General features: G+C 74.2%; 19 protein-coding genes. 15 read left to right on the plus strand and 4 right to left on the minus strand.

All coding sequences use genetic code 11. The features are described from left to right. Positions 1-91 precede the first annotated feature (91 nt). Genes ACZ7OH_RS45100 through ACZ7OH_RS45135 form a run of 8 tightly spaced genes read left to right on the plus strand, consistent with a single transcriptional unit; the run spans position 92 to position 8,447 of the window. Positions 92-529, plus strand: a complete 438-nt coding sequence (locus ACZ7OH_RS45100; protein ID WP_470286542.1) for a MarR family winged helix-turn-helix transcriptional regulator — start codon at positions 92-94, stop codon at positions 527-529. After that, entirely contained in the window at positions 526-1,917 is a 1,392-nt protein-coding gene (locus tag ACZ7OH_RS45105) for an MFS transporter (protein ID WP_470286543.1), read from the plus strand. The genes ACZ7OH_RS45100 and ACZ7OH_RS45105 overlap by 4 nt, the downstream gene beginning before the upstream one ends. Next, positions 1,910-2,494 (plus strand): cysteine hydrolase family protein, encoded by a 585-nt coding sequence (locus tag ACZ7OH_RS45110; RefSeq protein WP_470286544.1) that lies wholly within the window; start codon positions 1,910-1,912, stop codon positions 2,492-2,494. The genes ACZ7OH_RS45105 and ACZ7OH_RS45110 overlap by 8 nt, the downstream gene beginning before the upstream one ends. Positions 2,495-2,503: 9 nt before the next feature. Then, positions 2,504-4,144, plus strand: coding sequence for a fatty acyl-AMP ligase (locus ACZ7OH_RS45115; RefSeq protein ID WP_470286545.1), 1,641 nt, complete (start codon positions 2,504-2,506; stop codon positions 4,142-4,144). Further along, positions 4,137-4,400: an acyl carrier protein gene (locus ACZ7OH_RS45120; protein ID WP_208608116.1), complete on the plus strand. Its 264-nt coding sequence runs from the start codon at positions 4,137-4,139 to the stop codon at positions 4,398-4,400. Before ACZ7OH_RS45115 ends, ACZ7OH_RS45120 begins: the two co-directional genes overlap by 8 nt. Continuing rightward, entirely contained in the window at positions 4,397-4,714 is a 318-nt protein-coding gene (locus ACZ7OH_RS45125) for a hypothetical protein (protein WP_470286546.1), read from the plus strand. The genes ACZ7OH_RS45120 and ACZ7OH_RS45125 overlap by 4 nt, the downstream gene beginning before the upstream one ends. Continuing rightward, a complete protein-coding gene (locus ACZ7OH_RS45130) occupies positions 4,714-8,046 on the plus strand; it encodes a WXG100 family type VII secretion target (protein WP_470286547.1) in 3,333 nt (1,110 codons plus the stop codon). The genes ACZ7OH_RS45125 and ACZ7OH_RS45130 overlap by 1 nt, the downstream gene beginning before the upstream one ends. Before the next feature lie 8 nt (positions 8,047-8,054). Then, positions 8,055-8,447 carry a hypothetical protein gene (locus ACZ7OH_RS45135; protein ID WP_470286548.1) on the plus strand — a complete coding sequence of 131 codons (393 nt, stop codon included), beginning with the start codon at positions 8,055-8,057 and terminating at the stop codon, positions 8,445-8,447. Between the two features lie 14 nt (positions 8,448-8,461). Here the strand turns inward: ACZ7OH_RS45135 and ACZ7OH_RS45140 are convergent, their stop codons facing one another. After that, positions 8,462-9,262, minus strand: a complete 801-nt coding sequence (locus ACZ7OH_RS45140) for a class I SAM-dependent methyltransferase (RefSeq protein ID WP_470286549.1) — start codon at positions 9,260-9,262, stop codon at positions 8,462-8,464. Positions 9,263-9,288: 26 nt separating this feature from the next. On the opposite strand from ACZ7OH_RS45140, the gene ACZ7OH_RS45145 reads away from it, so the two are divergent. The 5 genes from ACZ7OH_RS45145 (at position 9,289) to ligD (ending at position 13,663) form a co-directional block, all read left to right on the plus strand. Continuing rightward, positions 9,289-10,887, plus strand: a complete 1,599-nt coding sequence (locus ACZ7OH_RS45145) for a glycoside hydrolase family 13 protein (protein WP_470286550.1) — start codon at positions 9,289-9,291, stop codon at positions 10,885-10,887. 184 nt (positions 10,888-11,071) lie between these two features. After that, positions 11,072-11,260 carry a hypothetical protein gene (locus ACZ7OH_RS45150; RefSeq protein ID WP_470286551.1) on the plus strand — a complete coding sequence of 63 codons (189 nt, stop codon included), beginning with the start codon at positions 11,072-11,074 and terminating at the stop codon, positions 11,258-11,260. Next, positions 11,260-11,445 carry a hypothetical protein gene (locus ACZ7OH_RS45155; RefSeq protein ID WP_400892962.1) on the plus strand — a complete coding sequence of 62 codons (186 nt, stop codon included), beginning with the start codon at positions 11,260-11,262 and terminating at the stop codon, positions 11,443-11,445. The genes ACZ7OH_RS45150 and ACZ7OH_RS45155 overlap by 1 nt, the downstream gene beginning before the upstream one ends. Before the next feature lie 51 nt (positions 11,446-11,496). Then, positions 11,497-12,051 (plus strand): hemerythrin domain-containing protein, encoded by a 555-nt coding sequence (locus ACZ7OH_RS45160; RefSeq protein WP_470286552.1) that lies wholly within the window; start codon positions 11,497-11,499, stop codon positions 12,049-12,051. A 34-nt stretch (positions 12,052-12,085) separates the two neighbouring features. Then, on the plus strand, positions 12,086-13,663 hold the full coding sequence (gene ligD / locus ACZ7OH_RS45165; RefSeq protein WP_470286553.1) for a non-homologous end-joining DNA ligase: 1,578 nt from the start codon (positions 12,086-12,088) through the stop codon (positions 13,661-13,663). Between the two features lie 3 nt (positions 13,664-13,666). Here the strand turns inward: ligD and ACZ7OH_RS45170 are convergent, their stop codons facing one another. After that, positions 13,667-14,599 carry a PfkB family carbohydrate kinase gene (locus ACZ7OH_RS45170; protein WP_470286554.1) on the minus strand — a complete coding sequence of 311 codons (933 nt, stop codon included), beginning with the start codon at positions 14,597-14,599 and terminating at the stop codon, positions 13,667-13,669. 232 nt (positions 14,600-14,831) lie between these two features. On the opposite strand from ACZ7OH_RS45170, the gene ACZ7OH_RS45175 reads away from it, so the two are divergent. Both ACZ7OH_RS45175 and ACZ7OH_RS45180 read left to right on the plus strand, forming a co-directional pair. Then, positions 14,832-15,593 carry an ANTAR domain-containing protein gene (locus ACZ7OH_RS45175; RefSeq protein WP_470286555.1) on the plus strand — a complete coding sequence of 254 codons (762 nt, stop codon included), beginning with the start codon at positions 14,832-14,834 and terminating at the stop codon, positions 15,591-15,593. A 99-nt stretch (positions 15,594-15,692) separates the two neighbouring features. After that, positions 15,693-16,082, plus strand: coding sequence for an STAS domain-containing protein (locus ACZ7OH_RS45180; RefSeq protein ID WP_470286556.1), 390 nt, complete (start codon positions 15,693-15,695; stop codon positions 16,080-16,082). A gap of 9 nt (positions 16,083-16,091) precedes the next feature. On the opposite strand, the gene ACZ7OH_RS45185 is transcribed toward ACZ7OH_RS45180, so the two are convergent. Together ACZ7OH_RS45185 and ACZ7OH_RS45190 are read right to left on the minus strand one after the other, a co-directional pair. After that, positions 16,092-17,486 carry a SpoIIE family protein phosphatase gene (locus ACZ7OH_RS45185; protein ID WP_470286557.1) on the minus strand — a complete coding sequence of 465 codons (1,395 nt, stop codon included), beginning with the start codon at positions 17,484-17,486 and terminating at the stop codon, positions 16,092-16,094. 7 nt (positions 17,487-17,493) lie between these two features. After that, positions 17,494-18,222: a GAF domain-containing protein gene (locus ACZ7OH_RS45190; RefSeq protein ID WP_470286558.1), complete on the minus strand. Its 729-nt coding sequence runs from the start codon at positions 18,220-18,222 to the stop codon at positions 17,494-17,496. Positions 18,223-18,283 lie beyond the last annotated feature (61 nt).

Consider the following 18,283-nt stretch of genomic DNA (forward strand, 5'->3'; position numbering starts at 1 on the left):
GACACCGCTCGCCGGGTCGGCGCGCACCCGGATCCGGCACCGGTGTCGGCGAAAATTCGACAGGGTTACCTGTTCAGTCTATCCTGTCGATATGACCTCGAAGAAGGCCGAAGCCGGCGCGGCCGCGCAGACCCTGCGCGTGCTCGTCGGCCGGCTGCGGCGGCAGATGATGGACGCGACGGCGGTCGGCGGCCTGACCTCCGCGCAGGCCTCGGCGCTCGCCCGGCTCGCGAAGCTGGAGCCGGCGACGGCGAGCGTGCTGGCCGGCGCGGAACGGGTGCGCCCGCAGTCGATGGCCGCGACGGTGGCCGCGCTGGAGAAGCTCGGCCTGGTCCGCCGCGAGGACGACCCCGAGGACGGCCGCCGGCAGCTGATCTACTTCACCCCCGAGGGGCGCGCCTACGGCCAGGGTGCCCGCGCCTCGCGGCACGAGTGGCTGGCCCGGACCCTCGCCGAGCGGCTCACCGACGACGAGCTCGCCGTGGTCACCGAGGCACTCGCCCTGCTCGGCCGCGTGGTCGAGCCATGACCACGCGCGCGGCGACGCGGGACGGGTTCGACCGGAAGCTGCTGGCTCCGCTCATCTCGGGCGCGGTGCTGAACCCGGTCAACTCGACCATCATCGCGGTCGCGCTGGTGCCGATCGGCGTCGCGTTCGGCGCGCCGGCGTCGGCGACCGCGTGGCTGATCTCCGCGCTGTACCTCGCCACCGCCGTCGGGCAGCCGGTGGCCGGGCGGCTCATCGACGCCTACGGGCCGCGTCCGGTGTTCCTCCCGGCGACCGCGCTGGTCGGCCTGGCCGGGGTGCTCGGCACCCTCGCCCCGAACCTGGGGTGGCTGATCGCCGCCCGGGTCCTCCTCGGCTTCGGCACGTGCGCCGGCTACCCGGCGGCGATGCGGCTCATCCGCGACGAGAGCGACCGCACCGGCCGTGACAGCCCCGCGTCCGTGCTCACCGTGCTGGCCATCTCCACCCAGACGATCTCGGTGATCGGGCCCGCGCTGGGCGGCCTGCTGATCGGCGTCGGCGGCTGGCGCGCGCCCTTCGCGCTCAACGTCCCCATCGCGCTGGCCGCGTTCGTCCTCGGCGCCCGCCGGTTCCCCAAGACGCCCAAACCGGTGGCGAAGGGCTCGTTCGACCTCGACCTCCCGGGCATGGCGCTGTTCGCGGGCTCGCTCGTCGCGTTGCTGCTGTTCCTGATGCACCCGGGCGCGGGGGACTGGTACCTGGCGGTCATCGCCGCCGCGGGCGCGGCGGGCTTCGCGGTGCGCGAGCTGACCTGCGCCCGCCCGTTCATCGACCTGCGGCTGCTCGGCCGCAACGGCCCGCTGCTGCGGACCTACGGCCGGGCGCTGCTCGCCTACGTCATCGCGTACAGCTTCCTCTACGCCTACACGCAATGGCTCGAGCACGGGCGCGGCCTGTCGGCGGCCGAAGCCGGGCTCGCCACGCTGCCGCTGTTCGCGACCGGGATCCTCGTGGCGCTCGTCAGCGGACGCCGCGAGCAGGTGCGCGGCAAGCTCGTCGCCGCCGCGCTCGGGCAGCTCGCCGGCTGCGCGCTGCTGCTGACGCTGGACTCCTCGGCCGCCGTCTGGCTGCTCGTCGTGGTCGCGCTCGTGGCCGGGATCCCGCAGGGGCTCAACAGCCTCGCGCTGCAGAACTCCGTGTACCGCCAGGCGAATCCCGCCGACATCGGCGCGTCCGCCGGGCTGCTGCGCACCTTCGGCTACCTCGGCGCGATCGTGTCCTCCGCGCTGCAAGGCGCTTTCTACGGACCCGCCGCCGAAACCGGCGGCCTGCACGACCTCGCGCTGCTCCTGCTCGGCATCGGCGTGGTCTTCCTCGCCGTCACCGTCTTCGACCGAGCCCTGTCGAAGACCACCACCCCACCCGGAAAGGACGAAACCCGTGCTTGACCCGAACCGCACCGCCCTGCTCGTGATGGACTACCAAGAGGGGATCGTCGGGCAGCTGCCCGACACCGGCCCGCTGCTCGACCGCGTCGCCGGTGTCATCGAGGACGTCCGCGGCCGCGGCGCGCACGTCGGCTGGGTGCGCGTCGCCCTCGAAGACACCGAGTTCGACGAGATCCCCGAGACGAGCATGTTCGCCCCGATCGCCGCTTCCGCCGACCTCCGCGCGGCGATGCACGCGGACGCCCCGAGCACGCGGATCCACTCGAAGCTCGCTCCACACGACGACGACATCCAGGTGCGCAAGATCCGCGTCGGCGCGTTCTCCACCACGGACCTCGGGTCGCAGCTGGAGAAGCGCGGGATCACGACGCTCGTCCTCGCCGGGCTCAGCACCAGCGGCGTCGTGCTGAGCACCGTCCGTGAGGCGATGGACCGCGACTACCGGATCGTCGTCCTGAGCGACGCCTGCGGCGACCGCGACCAGGCGACGCACGACTTCCTGACCGGCACGGTGTTTCCGCGCACCGCCACCGTCGTCGACGTGGCCGGGCTCGGCGACCTGTGGGGCGTCCAGTAGGTTCGCTGCGTGCCCCGTCCCGCGACCGTGCCCGAGGCGGTGCTGCGCGTCTCGATCGTGGAGCGGCTGTTCGCCCGCGCGGACGACGAGCGCCCGCTGTTCACCCACCAGGACCACTCCCACGACGCCGAGCACACGGTGACGTGGGCCGAGTTCGCTGCGCGGGTCCGCGTGGTCGCGGGCGAGCTGCGCCGGGTCGCGGAGCCGGGGGAGCGGGTCGCCGTCCTCGCCGGGCAGGAACTGGCCTACCCGCTCGCGTTCTTCGGCGCGCTCGCCGCGGGCCTGATCGCCGTCCCGCTGATGCCGCCGGGTAACCGCGCGCAGGCCGAGCGGCTCGGCGGGGTGCTCGCCGACTCCGGCGCGCGGGTGTGGCTGACGTCGTCGGCCGCGGCCGAGCGGGTCCGCGAGTTCGGCGACCCCGGCGGCCTCCTGGTGGTCGACGAGCTGACCGGGCCGGGCGCCGACCCGGTGCCGGTCGCCCCGGAAAGCCCCGCGTACCTGCAGTACACCTCCGGCTCGACGCGGGAGCCGGCCGGCGCGGTGATCCCGCACCGGGCGATCGTCGCGGCCTGCTGGCAGGGGAGCCGGGCCTACGCCGTCGACGAGGGCACGACCTGCGCGGGCTGGATCCCGTTCTTCCACGACATGGGCCTGATCCAGCTGCTGTGCCTGCCGGTCTTCGCCGGCGGCCGGGCGGTGTTCATGGCCCCGGCCGAGTTCGTGCACCGGCCCCGGCGCTGGCTGCGGCAGCTGGCGGACTACCCCGCCGTGTTCACCGCGGCCCCGAACTTCGCCTACGACCTCGCGGCCGAGGCCGGCGCCGAAGCCGGCCTCGACCTGTCGGACGTGCGGGTCGCGCTCAACGGCGCCGAACCCGTCCGCCCGCGCACGGTCGAACGCTTCCTCGAGGTCTTCGGCCCGCACGGCTTCCGGCGCGAGGCGTACCGGCCGTCGTACGGGCTCGCCGAAGCCACCGTGTACGTCGCGAGCGCGGGGCCGGAAGGGCCGCGCGGCGCGGTGTTCGACCGCGAGACGCTCGCGCAGGGCCGGGCCGTCGAAACCGTCGACGGCCAGGAGCTGGTGTCCGTCGGCCGGCCGGTCGGGCAGGACGTGCGGATCGTCCACGAAGGACACGAACAGCCCGAGGGGCTCGTCGGGGAGATCTGGCTGCGCGGCCCGAACGTCGCCACCGGCTACTGGGGCCGCGGCGACGCCGCCGCGTTCGATGCCACCCTGGACGGCACCGGCGGCTGGCTGCGCACCGGCGACCTCGGCGTCGTGCACCGCGGCGACCTCTACGTCACCGGGCGGCTCAAGGACCTCATCGTCGTCGACGGCCGCAACTTCCACCCGCAGGACATCGAGGCGGCGGCGGGCGAGGCCCACCCGGCGGTCCGCCGCGACCGCGTCGCCGCGTTCGGCGTCGCCGACGAGCACGGCGAAGGCGCGGTCGTGGTGGCCGAGTGGGCCCGCGACGCCGACGCCGACCTCAAAGAGGTGACCCGGGCGGTGCTGCGCGCCGTGTCGCGCGAGCACGATCTCACGCTCCGTGCGGTACATCTGGTCCCTTCCGGCGGACTTCCGCGCACATCGAGTGGCAAGGTCGCCCGGTCGGCGGCGAAGGCACGTTATGGTGGCGGCCGTGGGTGATCACCGCGCCGAGGTCACGAAGGTCGTCAGCGAGACCTTCCGGCTCGACCCGGCCCTCGTCGAGCCCGACGCGCCGCTGGAGGAGCTGGGCATCGACTCGAAGGGCCGGATCAAGCTCCTCGCGGCGCTGGAGGTCTACTACGGCGTGACGATCGACCTGGACCAGCTCGATCGGTTCACCGACGTGGGTTCGGTGGCCGCCGTGCTCGCGGAAGCCCTGGGAACTGGCGGACCTACAGGAGAGGCTCGGAAATGAGCGGCGGGGGGTACACCGCGACGACGGAAGCGTTGTCGACGGCGTCCAAGACCATCGGGGACCTGGCGCAGCACCTGCTGGACGACAACCCGGACCTCCAGACCCCGCAGGTGACCGCGGAGGGGTTCGGCAAGGCGCACAACGCCCACGCGGCGAAGTACACCGCGGGCGCGCAGGCGCTGTGGGCCGCCGTCTCCGGCTACAGCAGCACGCTCGGCTCGTTCGGCACCAACCTCGGCACCGCCGGGTCCAGCTACAACGCCAACGAGGACAACCAGGCCGGCGCGATCACGAACGCCGGGGGCTCGCTCTGATGGCCGACGACAACAAGAAGAAGTGGTCCGACGTCAAGGCGGTGCTGGACGACCCCAGCGTCCCCGCCGGGCAGAAGAGCGCGCTGATCAGCAGCTGGCTGCGGGAGAACCCGCCGCCCCCGCCGTTCCTGGCCGACCAGGAACCGGACGACATCAAGCAGAAGCGGCAGGAAGCCGAGAAGTACGCGAACGCGTACAACGCCAACCCGCTCTTCGCCGGGCAGTCGGTCGACGAGGCCTACGACAAGGCCAAGTCGAGCGGTGACCAGAACTCCTACAACGAAAACCAGGAAAAGAAGGCCGTCGACGACGGCAAGTCCAAGCTCGACGGCACCCAGCCGCCCGCGGCCGCCGACGGCGGCACCACCACCGGGACGAAGACGTCCGACGAGATCTTCGACGCCGCCGCGCCCGCGCTGAAGCTGTTCGAGACCTTCGGCTCGCTGCTGGCGAAGCTCCCGGACGACTGCCGCGGCAACACCCGCGCGCTCGACCTCGACAAGGACATCCGCGCGCCGTTCGACGAGCAGCGCGGGATCAGCTTCGAGCACTTCGTCCAGGACGCCGCGCACTTCAAGACCGGCTCCGAGACGGTGGACCGGACGGTCCAGGACACCGGCTCACAGCTGAGCACGCTCTACCAGACGTGGAGCGGGGCCGGCGCGAACGCGGCGTCCGACACCTACAACGACAAGATCCAGCCGAAGGCGGCCAAGCTCGCCCAGACGCTGGGCAACGTCAGCGAAGCGACGCTGACCACCGCGACCACGGTGTTCCAGCTGTGCAAGGGCAAGGCCGACGCCGTCATCGGCATGTACACCGACCTGGTGGGCAAGGCCGACTACACGATGGCGCAGAAGGTCGTCGCGGTCGCCAGCGGCGAGCACGGCAACGAGCAGGACCTGGCCCAGATCGCGGGCTGGATGGACCTCAACTTCGGCACCAACCTGGTCAAGACCCTCAACGACCAGGGCTGCTGCGACGGCGACGAGATCAAGAAGCACGGCCAGGACCTGGCCAAGCAGTGGATCCAGAACCAGTTCAACCCCGACATGTGGGACCGGCTGTACAAGGGCTTCGAGAAGACCTGCAAGGACACGAAGGACCTCGTCGACCAGGCCTACGACGCGCTCGACAAGGTCATGGGCGCGGTGAAGAACGAGTTCGAGGGCGTGTCGATGCCCGGTGGGTCCGGTACCGGCGGGTCCGGCGGTGCCGGAGCCGGTGGTGCCGGTGGTGCCGGGGCGGGTGGCGCCGGCGGCGGTTCCGGGACGGGCGGCGGTTCCGGGGGCGGCAGCGGTTCGGGTTCCGGCGTTCCGGGCGGTGGCTCCGGGACCGGTGGCTCCGGGACCGGCGCTTCAGGCATCCCGGGCGGTGGCTCGGGGTCCGGCGGTGGCTCGGGTTCCGGCATTCCCGGCGGTGGTTCCGGCTCGGGTTCGGGCTCCGGGTCGGGTTCCGGTGGCTCGGGTGCCGGGGGTGGCGGCTCCGTGCCGCCGATCCCGGACACGGACACGACGTCGGGTGCCGGTGCTCCCGGCGGTGGCTCGGGCTCGTCCGGGGGTGGCTCCGGTTCGTCCGGGGGTGGCTCCGGTTCGTCAGGCGGCGACCAGGAGGCCGCCGCGGAGGCGGCGAAGAAGCAGGCCGCGGAGGCCGCGGAAGCGGCCAAGAAGCAGGCCTCGGCAGCGTTGGGCTCGTTCGACGGCGGTGGGAGCGGGGGCTCCGGCCTCGGCGGCGGCGCAGGGCTGGGCGGCGGCTCGGGGTCCGGCTCCGGCGCTGGTTCGGGCTCCGGTTCCGGCTCGGATCACACTTCGCCGTCGTCGGTGCCGCCGCCGTCGTCCAGTGGTCAGGACGCCGCGGCCGCGGCCGCCGAAGAGGCCAAGAAGAAGGCCGCCGACGCGCTGAAGGAGTTCAGCGGCCCGGGGATCCAGACCGAGTCCGGCGCCGGCGCCGGTTCTGGCGCCGGGGGCAGCGGCCTCGGCGGTGGCGAAGGCTTGGGCGGCGGCTCGGGTTCGGGCGGCTCGGGTTCCGGCTCGGGCGGTGGGTCCGGTGCGGGCTCCGGCGACGACGGCAAGGCCGCGGCCGAGCACGCCGCGGAAGCGGCGAAGCAGAAGGCGGCCGACGCGCTGAAGGAGTTCAGCGGCGAAGGGATCAAGACGGACCCGGGCACCGGAGCCGGCCTCGGCGACACGGGCTCCGGCCACGAACCCGGCGCCGACAAGAACGGTGACGGCAAGCCGGACAACCCGCTGGGCGCCGACAAGAACGGCGACGGCAAGCCCGACGGCCTGCTCGGCGAACACGGCAAGGACGCCGACGGCAAGGGCGGCGACGACACCCCCGACACCCTGAAGGTCAAGCAGGGCGACAAGACCTTCGAGATGACCGAACCCGGCCACGACGGGAAGATGGACATCAAGGTCGGCGCGGGGACCGAGGCCGTCAAGGACTTCAAGCTCGACTGGTCCAAGGACGCCGCCGGGCACAGTCCACAAGGGACGGGCGACACGTACTGCCCCGGCCCCGACGGCAAGATCCACATCGAGGACGGCGGCCTCAAGATCACCGCCGAGCGGCCGGACGGCGCGAATGGCCCGACCGTCGTGACCGTCGACGACGGCAGCGGCAAGCCGACGACCTACACCCTCGGCGAGGACGACAAGCCCTCGGACGTCCTCGGCGACACCCCCGGCAAGAAGCTCCACGACGACCTGCCCACCCACCGCGGCACGCTCGACGACCCCGGTTCCGCACACCACGACGGCGGCGGCGCGGGCGCGCACCACGATGGCGGCGCGGGTGGGCACGATGGCGGCGGTTCGGGCGCGCACCACGGCGGTGGCGCGGGTGGGCATGACGGTGGCGGTTCGGGCGCGCACCACGGCGGTGGCGCGGGTGGGCATGACGGTGGCGGTTCGGGCGCGCACCACGGCGGTGGCGTCGGGGCGGGGATCGGCGGCGGCTCGCACGGCGGCGCCGGGCTGTCGTCGGCCGGGCTCGACCACGGCGGCGCGGGTGCCGGGCTCGGCGAGACGCCGATGTCCGGGGGCGCGCACACCGGCGCGGGTGCCGGGATCGGCCAGCCGCAGCCTGCGGCCGCGTTCGCCCCGGCCGGGGCGTCGGCGGGGCCCGGCGGCCAGTCGATGTCCGGGATGCCCGGCATGGGCGCGATGGGCGGCGGCGCCCACGGCGGTGGCGGGGGCGACACCGAGCGGCGGTCGCCCGCGTACCGGATCGAAGGCGCGGTGTTCGACAACCTCGGCGAGCCGGGCCGCCGGATCATCGGCTCCCTGAACGACGACGAAGACCCGCCGTCCGCTCGCCGGACCTGGTAGGAGGACCCATGACCGACATCGCCGCGATGAAGGCCGAGCTGGCCGGCCTGGTGCGCGAACAGTCCGAGCGGCGCGCGCTGCGCGAGCAGCGGGGCGAGGAGATCAAGGCCCGGTCGCAGGAGTACATGACCAAGCAGGTCCAGGCGGCCGAGCGGTACGTCCAGCACGTGCGCGAAGTGGCGCAGCGCAAGACGAAGTCGGGCTGGAGCACGGACCGGCAGGGCGCGGAACCGCCCTCGGCGTTCGACACGGACGCGTTCGGCGGCGAACCTGGCGGGACATCGCCGTTCGCGCCGTCGGCCGCCGCGCCGCCGTCGGCCCGGGACGAGGCCCCGCGCCGCGCACGCCGGTCGCGGGCAGCGGAAACCGAGGACGACGAGTTCACCAACAACCCCTGGTGAGCCGATGAGGGCGGTCACGGCTCCCAGACGTCGACCGCGATCTCCCGCAGCCGCTCGGTGAACACCCCGGCCGGGCTCGCCCGCTCCAGCAGCGCGCGCAGCCCGGCCTCGAACTCCGCGCGGCGAGCACCGAACAGGTGCGGCGCCGCGCTGGACAGCGAGAACACCCCGGCAACCACCTCGTCCACCGTGCGCGTCACCACCCGCCCTGGCACCGTGAACCGCCGCGGCCCGCGGAACCCCGCGCCGCGGTAGATCTCCGTCTCGCCGCCCGCCGTCCCCGCGGGCAACGTCCCCTGACCGGCCCGCCGCACCGAACCGAGGTACGCCCGCACCAGCTCGGCGATCTCCCGGCGTGGCACCGATCCCTCGACACCCTCGTGCGTCGTCGCGTGCACGTGGGCGCAGACTCCGCCCGGCGCCAGCATCCCGCGCACCGCCGCGGCGACCTTCGCCCGGTCGAACCAGTGGAACGACTGGGCGAACGTCACCAGCCGGAACCGCCCCAGCCCGGCCGGCAGCTCCTCCGCGCGCCGGTGCACCCACCGGCAGTTCCCGCCACGGGCGAGCCGCCGCGCTTCGGCCAGCATGTCCTCGTCGGCGTCGAGCCCGACCGCTTCCTCGAACGACCCGGCCAGCAGCAGCGTCAGCGACCCCGGCCCGCAGCCGACGTCGAGCAGGCGCCCGGTCCCGTCCAGTCCCAGCTCCGCCACGAACGCCTCGGCGAGCTCCGGGGGATACGCGGCACGGCCCCGCGCGTAGTACCCGGCACTGCCCGAATAGAGGGACGGATCCCACTTCCACGCGTCGGCCACGCCCCCAGCGTAGATACTCGGGTGTCATGGACTCCGCGAACTGGTGGCGCGACGCCGTCGTCTACGAGGTCTACGTACGCAGCTTCGCCGACGCGAGCGGGGACGGCACCGGGGATCTCGCGGGCCTGCGCTCGCGCCTCGGTTTCCTCGCCGATCTCGGCGTCGACGCGGTGTGGACCACCCCGTGGTACCGCTCGCCGATGGTCGACGGCGGCTACGACGTCGAGGACCACCGGACCCCCGACCCGCTCCTGGGCACCGACTCCGATGTCCTGGCGCTGATCGCCGAGGCGCACCGGGCCGGCCTGCGGCTGCTGATCGACGTCGTCCCGAACCACACCTCCGACCGCCACCCCTGGTTCCGGGCGGCCCTCGCCGCCGGAGCCGGCGGGCCCGAACGCGCCCGCTACCACTTCCGGCCCGGCCGCGGCGCCGACGGCGAACTGCCGCCCACCGACTGGCGCAGCGTCTTCGGCGGCCCGGCCTGGACCCGGGCGGCCGACGGCGAGTGGTACCTGCACCTGTTCGCCCCGGAGCAACCCGACCTCAACTGGGACAACCCGGAGGTCCGCGCCGAGTTCGAGGACCTGCTGCGGTTCTGGTTCGCCCGCGGCGTCGACGGCGTCCGCATCGACGTCGCCCACGGCCTGCTGAAGGACCCGGCCTTCCCCGACCTCGGCGCCGACGACGAGGAGATCGCGCGGCCGCCGGACCGCGCCGCGCACCCGCACTGGGACCTCGACGGCGTCCACGACATCTACCGCACCTGGCGGAAGATCGCCGGCGAGTTCGGCCCGGACCGCGTGTTCGTCGCCGAGGCGTGGGTCGACCGGCCGGACCGCCTCGCCCGGTACGTGCGCCCGGACGAGCTGCACACCGCGTTCAACTTCGACTACCTGCGCTGCGCCTGGGACGCGGTCGCGCTGCGCGAGGTCATCGACCGGGCCCTGGAAGCGCTGCACGCGGTCGGCGCGCCCGCGACGTGGGTGCTGTCCAACCACGACGTCGTCCGGCACGTGACGCGGTTCGCGCCCGACGGCGACCTCGCGCGCGGCCGGCGGCGGGCCCGGGCGGCCCTGCTGCTGATGCTCGCCCTGCCCGGCGGCGCGTACCTGTACCAGGGCGAGGAGCTGGGCCTCGAGGAGGTCGAAGACCTCCCGGACGAGGTGCTCGCCGACCCGACGTGGGAACGCTCCGGGCACACCCGCCGCGGCCGGGACGGCTGCCGGGTCCCGCTGCCGTGGGCGGGCACCGAGCCGCCGTTCGGCTTCGCGCCCGACGGGGTGCGGACGTGGCTGCCGCAGCCGGCCCACTGGCGCACCGCGACGGCGGAAGCCCAGGCGGCCGACCCGGGATCCATGCTCGGCCTCTACCGCGCGGCTTTGGCCGAGCGGCGGGCGAACCCGGCGCTGGGGGACGGGACGCTGACGTGGCTGCCGTCGTCTCCGGGCGTGCTGTCCTTCGCGCGGGAGCCGGGGTTCGGGTGCGTGGTGAACCTGTCGGCGGAGCCGGTCGGGCTGCCCGCCGGCCGGGTGCTGCTGTCGAGCGTGCCGCTCGAGGACGGCGAGCTTCCGCCGGACGCCGCGGTGTGGCTCGCCGGGGATTGCCAACCCGGCCAGAAGTAGGCCGGCCCTCCGGTGGCACGCAACGGTCGCCACGAAAGCCATCCGGCCGTGGCTGTGGCCGGGTGGTCACGATCGGCGCGGTGAGCGGATCTCACTCGGACGGGTCGAATCGGCCGTGTGAAACCGCGATCGGCGGGGTATCCGGTCGCGTTCGTTTGCCGCCGTCCGAGCCGGAGGTCGTCCCGTGCCCGTCCGAACCGCCACCCCGCCCGCCACCGACGTCGTCGGCTTGGCGCTGGAAGTCCTTGCGGCGCAAGGCATGTCTCGCCCGGCCGCGCAGACGGCCCTCAAGGCGATGGCCCAGGAGCGGGGCCTGACGGTGCCGCGCTGCGCGGCGCTCGTCGTGGCCGCCGTCGACGGGAGGATGGGCTGATGGCCGTCGCCGGCGGGTTTTCGCGCGCGGGCGGGGACGACACCGCCTCCGTCGGCGGGGGCGTGCTGCTCGCCGTCGGGCTCGTCGTCGCGTTCTTCACGTGGTGGTCGTGGTGGACGCTCGCGGGGATCGCGCTGACCGCCGCCGGCGTGCTGTGGCTCACGGTGGGCACTCGGCACGAGTAACCCGCGCGGCACGGGGAAAGCCCCTCCCACCCATCGACGAGGAGGCTTTCCGTGCCCGACCACGACGAAGACGTCATCGACCTGCTACAGCGGCAGCACCGCGAGATCCGGGACCTGTTCGCCACGCTGGAAACCGCCGAGGGCGACCGCCGCCGGGAGGTGTTCGCCGGCCTCGTGCGGCTGCTGGCCGTGCACGAAACGGCGGAAGAACTGGTGGTGCACCCGGAGATCCGGGACCTCGAGCCCGCCGCCGGACCGGTCGTCGACGCGCGGCTCGGCGAGGAGCACCGCGCCAAGGAACTGCTGACCACCCTGCAGAAGATGGGGCCCGAGGCCGAGGGGTTCGACACGCTGCTCGTCCAGCTGCGCGACGACGTCCTCGCGCACGCCGAGCACGAAGAGCGCGAGGAGTTCCCGCTGCTGCGGGCGCACCGGCCGCCGGAGCGGCTGCGCGCCATGGCCGCGACCGCCAAGCTGGCCGAAGCCGTCGGACCGACCCGGCCGCACCCCGGCGTCGAGAGCGCGACGGCGAACCTGCTGCTGGGCCCGCCGGCGGCGATCATGGACCGGGCGCGCGACCTCATCCGCGGCGCGCTGGGGCGGTGACGTTCGAACCGGGCTGAGTGGGTACCCCGTCGGCATGGCAGCCGGCTCGGCCCGCAAACTGCGGCGCTACCAGGAGATGCGTGACTTCGGCCGGACCGCCGAGCCGGCCGGTGGGGCCGCGGGCGGGCCGGCCGGGCACCGGTTCGTGGTGCAGCGGCACCGCGCCCGCCGCCTGCACTACGACTTCCGGCTGGAGCTCGACGGCGTCCTGGTCAGCTGGGCGGTGCCGAAGGGCCCGACGCTGGACCCGAAGGCCCGCCGGCTGGCCGTGCACGTCGAAGATCACCCGATCGAGTACGCCGACTTCGAAGGCGTGATCCCGCGCGGCGAATACGGCGGCGGGGACGTGATCGTCTGGGACCGCGGCGTGTGGCAGCCGGTCGACGAAGACCCGGCGAAGGCGATCGAAGACGGCACGCTGCACTTCGACCTCGATGGCGAGAAGCTGGCCGGGCGGTTCGTGCTCGTCCGCACGAACCGCGGCGAGAAGGACCAGTGGTTCCTCCTGCACAAGGAGGACGAGCACGCCGAAGCGGGCTGGGACGCCGAGGACCACCCACGCTCGGTGAAGAGCGGCCGCACGAACGACGAGGTCGCGGCCGCGCCCGGCGCGTTGTGGCACGGCGACCGGCCCGCGGCGCAGGCCGAGGAAGCCGTCGGGTTCACCGCCGCGACCGATGACGAACTGGCGGCCCTCGACGACCTCGGCGCCAAGGGCAAGTGGTCGGTCGCGGGCCGCGAGCTGTCCCTGACCAACCTGGACAAGGTCCTCTTCCCGGCCGCCGGCGACGGCGAACCGGTGACCAAGCGGGACCTGATCCGCTACTACGTCACCGCCGGGCCGGCCATGCTGCCGTACCTGGCCGGGCGGCCGCTCAACACGCACCGCTTCCCGCAGGGCGTCACCGAAACCGGCTTCTGGCAGAAGGAAGTCCCGAAGCACGCGCCCGAGTGGTTGACGACCTGGCGCAACGAGCGCGCCGAGGCGGGGGAGAGCCAGCGGTACGTCGTCGCGGACAGCGTCGCGACGCTGGCGTGGCTCGCGAACTACGGCGCCCTGGAGCTGCACGCCTGGACCTCGCGCGCCGCCGACGTCGACCACCCGACGTGGGTGCTGTTCGACATCGACCCGGGCCCGGAGACGTCGTTCGCCGAGGTCCTGGAGCTGGCGCGGCTGCACCGCACGGCGCTGGAGCACCTCGGCCTGACCGGGCGGCCGAAGGTGACCGGGCAGCGCGGGATCCAGGTTTGGGTTCCGATCGCGCCGCACTGCACGTTCGAGCAGACGCGCGAGTGGGCGGAAACCGTGTCGAAGACGATCGGGCGGGTGCTGCCGGACCTGGTGAGCTGGGCGTGGTCGAAGGACAAGCGCCGGGGCCGCGCCCGGCTCGACTACACGCAGAACGTGCTGAACAAGACGCTGGTCGCGCCGTACAGCGTGCGCCCGCGGCCGGGCGCGCCGGTGTCGGTGCCGCTGCAGTGGGCCGAGCTGGACGACGACGGGCTCACCCCGGACCGCTGGACGGTCCGGGACGTCCCGAAGCGGCTGGCCGAGCACGGCGACCCCTTCGCGGCGCTGCTCGGCGTCGAGCAGAAGCTGCCGGGCCTGTAACCCTCAGGCGTGCACGGTCTCCAAACCGCGCGGCCGCAGCCGGTCGAGGACGGCGTGGGACAGGTGCGGCCGCCCGCCCACGTGCTCGGTCGTCGCCGCGGCCGCCGCTACCGCCAGGCACGCCGCCGTCTCCAGCGGGCGGCGGCGGGTGAGCGCCGCCGTCAGCGTCGCGACCAGCGCGTCACCCGCGCCGGCCGGGTCGACGAGCTCCGTCTCCACGTGCGGCACGAACCACGACTCCGCCGGGCCCGCGAACAGGTTCCCCTGCCCGGCCACCTCCAGCACGACCAGCGACGGCCCGCGGTCCCGCAGGTCCGCCGCCGCGCGGACCGCGCCCGCGACGTCGTCCACCGGCTGCCCGGTGAGCAGCTCGGCTTCGTGGCCGTCGGCGCGCACGACGTCGGCCAGGGCGAGCAGCTCGTCGGTCAGGTCCTGGGGTGCGCCGTCCAGCACGACGCGCGTGCCCGCGGTGTGCGCGAGCCGCGCCGCCAGCAACGCCGCCGGAGCCGGCTGCCGCAGCTGGACGATCAGCGAACCCGCGGCCGAGATCGGCGCGCACGCGGCCAAGACGTCGGTCTCGGTCAGCAGCGTCCCGTCCGGGACGTGCTCGAGGCAGCGGCGCCGCCCCTGCTCGTCGACGACGTCGATGAGCAGGGCCGTCTCGGTGTCCGGGCGGCGGACCACGTGCGACGTGCCGATCCGGTCGGCGCGGGCCTGCGCGCACAGGGCGTCGCCGCTGCGGTCGCGGCCGACGACGCCGACCAGCGACACGGTCACGCCGAGCTGGCTCAGCGCCACGGCCTGGTTGGCGCCTTTACCGCCGAGCATCTCCTTCCGGTGCCCGACCGGCGCCGGGGAGCCGGCGTCGGGGGCGACCGGGACTTCGACCACCAGGTCGCGGGCGATCTGCCCGGCGACCACGACTTCGCTGAACATCACCGGTACCGCCGGTCGGTCATGAGGCCTCCTCGGTTGGCGAAGATCGGCTACCCCGGCGCGGGAGGCCGATAAACCGCACGTTCGTGTCGTCCGGGCGGCTGCTCGCCGTCACCAGGTGATCCGCCGTTCGCCCGGACGGCGGTACCGGTTCGTCCGCGGTCCGGATGTGGATCACCGCGTATTCGGGTAAATCAAGGTCGACGAGGACACGGGCGAGAGCGGGGTTCGGGTGACCGACACGTTGGTGAACGCGGCCGACCGGTGGAGACCGCTGACCGAGCTGCTGGGCGCGCTGCTCGAGCGGATCACCGGCGAGCTGCCGGGGTGCCTGGGCGCGGGGCTCACGGTCGGCCGCGGCGGCCGGCCGCCGCGCGTGCTGGCGGTCGCGGGCGTCGCCGCCGCTCTGCTGCCCGTTTCGCTGGCGCACGGCGGGCCGGTCGCCGTCGCGTCCGCCACGGGGGAGCCGGTGACCACCGATGACCTCTTCGCCGACGAACGTTGGCCGGGGCTCGGCCGGGCCGCCGCTTGCCTGGAGTTCACCGAGGTCCGCGGCGCGGCCGCCCTGCCCGGCCTCTGGGAGGACACCGGCGCGTTCGTGCTGTCGGCGGTGTTCGACCGGCCGCCCGGCGCCGGCGTGCTGAGCGTCCTGCGGCGGTACGAGAAGCTCACCGAGATGACCCTGGTGGTCGCGGAGACCGCCATCGCGGGCGACCCGGACCAGACGCTGGACCTGTTGGCCTCGCGCGCCGCGATCGAGCAGGCGAAGGGCGTGGTCATGGCGGTCCGGCGGTGCTCCCCGGAGGAGGCCTGGCAGACGCTGCGCCGGGCCAGCCAGGAGTTCAACGTGAAGGTCCGCGAGCTGGCGGTCGCGCTGGTCGAGCACGTCGGCGGCGCGCACGCGCCCCGGCTCGACGGCGTCCCGGAGATCCGGCCCGGCGAACCGGCCCGGCACGCGGCCGAGCGGCTCTGGTCGGCGTTCACCGCGGAATAGGGCGTTTCCGTTCCGGCGGTTTGGGTATCAAGACCCCGACCTTGATCACCCCCTGTGCGACGCCGGCCCGGACGCCGGCGCGGAAGGCCTGCCGAACCCGTGTCCCCCACGTCCCCGGTCCCGACCCGGTCCGCGCCGCTCACGGCGCGCCGGACGGAGTACCGCCCCGGTCTGCTGGTGCTGACCTTCGCCGGCGAGATCGACGCCCTGACCCTGCCGATCCTGGAGCGCGAGCTGGCGGCGTCCCCACCGGGGACGACGGTGGTGGACCTCACGCAGGTGGCGTTCCTCGGCCTGGCGGGCGCCCGGGCCCTGGCGGCGGCCGCCCAGCTGGCGGGCACCGAGGGCGGCCGGTTCGGGGTGGTGGCCAACAGCCGCACGCTGGCCCGGCTGTTCCGCATGACGGGGCTGGCGGAGGTGGTCCCGATGTTCGCCTCGCTGTCGGACGCGCTGCGCGAACTGCTGGCGGTGGGCCACACCGTCGGCTGAGCGGCTCGCTCAGCGCGGGATCCAGCGGGCCACCACGACCCCCGCGTCGGACCGCAGCTCCCCGTCGGCGTGCGTGACGACCGCCTGGGTCAGCAAGCGCGCGGCCTCCGGTGGGAGCGTCCCCCCGGTCAGGAACCCGGCCGTCCGCTCCCGCCCGAACGACGTCCCCTCGCGATCCTGCGCCCCGGCCAAGCCGTGGGAATACAACGCGACCACGTCGCCGGGCCGGAGCCGCACCTCCGTGGCCCGCGGCGGGCGGCCGAACCCGGTCGCCGCGGCCTCCGTTTCCGGCAGCACGGCGTCGCCGCGGACGATCAGCGGGGGCGGGTGCCCGGCGCCGAGCCAGCGCAGCTCGCCGGTCACCAGGTCCAGCTCCGCGAGCACCCCCGTGACGACCGCGCCGGAGCCCGCGAGCTCCCGCCCGACCGCCGCGTACTGCTCGGCCAGCGAAGCCCCGTCGCGCCGGGCCGCGCGGTAGGCCGCCAGCGCGTTCACCACCCCGTAGCTCGCCTCGCCCGTGCGCGGGCCCGCGTCGAACATCGCCAGCCGGGCCCGCCGCTCCGAGAGCGCGTAGTCGAACACGACCCCGCCCAGGTCGTACGCCGGCTGGACGCTCGCGCCGACGACCACGCTCTCGGTCGCGCCGGTGAGCGGCGGCAGGCTCTGCCACAGCAGCTCGGCGGGGGACCCGCGGTGCCGCCGCCGGCGGCGCGCGTCGAGACCGTCGCCGTACTGGGTCGTGACCGTCACCAGGTGCCCGAGCAGCGTGCTCAGCCACCGGCACTGCTCCCGCAGCACAGGGTCGTCGGGGTCGGCGCCGTCGGTGGGGACGATCTCCAGCACGCCGAGCCGCTCGACGCCGTCGAGCAGCACCGTCCACAACGTGGGGCCGGGCGCGTCCCGGGTCACCGCGGTCCCCGCGCGGCGGAAGACGTCGCCGGCGACGGTGTCCTCGATGTCCAGTTCCGCGGCGGTGTCCGCGCGCACGAGCGTCCGCTGGTCGTAGTCGGCGAGGTAGACGCCGATCCGCAGGTCGAGCGCGCGGCCCGCCGCCGCGACGACCGCGGGCAGCCGCTCGGGCGGTGCGCGGTGGGCGCCTTCGAGGAGGTCGACGAGCGCCTTCAACGGCCCGTGCAGCGGCTTGCCGTCGCGGACCGAATGGCTGTAGGGCGCGCGCGGCGGCCCGCCCAGCTCGTCGAGCCGCTCGTTGACGGCGTGGGCGAGCATGTCGCGGTCGACGCGGGGGAGCGTGGTCAAGCCGTTGACGTAGGCGTCCAGCTCCAGCAGGCTCTGGCTGCCGCCGAGCGCGAAGTAGCGCATCCACAGCTGTTCCTGGGTCAGGGCACTGCGGGCGAAGCAGGCGGCGAGGAGGCGTTGCTGTTCCTCCTCGGGCAGGAAACGCATCGGCGGCTCACCGTCCCCGCGGCGCGGGCGGGAGCAGCGCGGTGGCGGCCTCGGCCGGGCTGAGACCGTCCGCGCGGGCCAGTGACAGCAGGCGGTCGAACGCGGTGTCCTCGTCGAGGCCGTCGCGGCCCATGAGGAATCCCTTCGCCATGGTGATCAGGTCGCGGTCGTGGAGGGTGTCCTTGAACCGCTCGCTGAACCGGTTCGCGCGCTCGTAGGCGCGGGCGTTGGCGAGCAGGGGCGCGGCGCTGGCGGCGAACGACGCCAGCGTCAGCTCTTCGGCGTGGCCAAACGCGCCCGCGGTCGTCGAGTAGATCTTGATGGCGCCCTGGCAGCCGTCCTCGGTGCGGAGCGGGGTGGTGAGCACCGAGCGCAGCCCGGTGCCGGTGATCGCGGCGCACCACCGCGGCCAGCGCCGTTCGGTGGCCACGTCGTCGATCCGCATCGGCGCGCACTCCGCGAGCGCGGTCAGGCAGGGGCCTTCGCCGAGCCGGTACTGCAGGGTGTCGGCGTCGCGCACGAGCGGGCTCGACGCGCTCGTGGTCGCGGGGCCGTCGTCGTCGATGAGCGTCACCCCGGCGCCGGCCGCGGTGGAGATCGTCTTCCCGGCGAGCGTGACGACCAGTTCCAGCACCGAATCGACGGTCTCCCGCGACAGCAGCAGCCCCGACATCCGCGCGGCGACCGCCGCCAGCTCGCCGTCGAGCGGCAGCTCGCCCGCTTTCTCCGTCGCCATGGCCGCTGAATACCAAAGGGAGGCCGCGGTCAAACCTGCACATGGCCGGGCGTGAAGTGGG

It is taken from the genome of Amycolatopsis sp. NPDC114478 (assembly GCF_055633805.1).

Bases quoted from the DNA above. Each gene is read 5' to 3' on its own strand.
- ACZ7OH_RS45105 (WP_470286543.1), top strand. From the start codon at position 526: ATGACCACGCGCGCGGCGACGCGGGACGGGTTCGACCGGAAGCTGCTG.
- ACZ7OH_RS45190 (WP_470286558.1), bottom strand. From the start codon at position 18,222: ATGGCGACGGAGAAAGCGGGCGAGCTGCCGCTCGACGGCGAGCTGGCG.
- ACZ7OH_RS45185 (WP_470286557.1), bottom strand. From the start codon at position 17,486: ATGCGTTTCCTGCCCGAGGAGGAACAGCAACGCCTCCTCGCCGCCTGC.
- ACZ7OH_RS45135 (WP_470286548.1), top strand. From the start codon at position 8,055: ATGACCGACATCGCCGCGATGAAGGCCGAGCTGGCCGGCCTGGTGCGC.
- ACZ7OH_RS45170 (WP_470286554.1), bottom strand. From the start codon at position 14,599: ATGTTCAGCGAAGTCGTGGTCGCCGGGCAGATCGCCCGCGACCTGGTG.
- ACZ7OH_RS45130 (WP_470286547.1), top strand. From the start codon at position 4,714: ATGGCCGACGACAACAAGAAGAAGTGGTCCGACGTCAAGGCGGTGCTG.
- ligD (WP_470286553.1), top strand. From the start codon at position 12,086: ATGGCAGCCGGCTCGGCCCGCAAACTGCGGCGCTACCAGGAGATGCGT.
- ACZ7OH_RS45100 (WP_470286542.1), top strand. From the start codon at position 92: ATGACCTCGAAGAAGGCCGAAGCCGGCGCGGCCGCGCAGACCCTGCGC.
- ACZ7OH_RS45155 (WP_400892962.1), top strand. From the start codon at position 11,260: ATGGCCGTCGCCGGCGGGTTTTCGCGCGCGGGCGGGGACGACACCGCC.
- ACZ7OH_RS45145 (WP_470286550.1), top strand. From the start codon at position 9,289: ATGGACTCCGCGAACTGGTGGCGCGACGCCGTCGTCTACGAGGTCTAC.
- ACZ7OH_RS45125 (WP_470286546.1), top strand. From the start codon at position 4,397: ATGAGCGGCGGGGGGTACACCGCGACGACGGAAGCGTTGTCGACGGCG.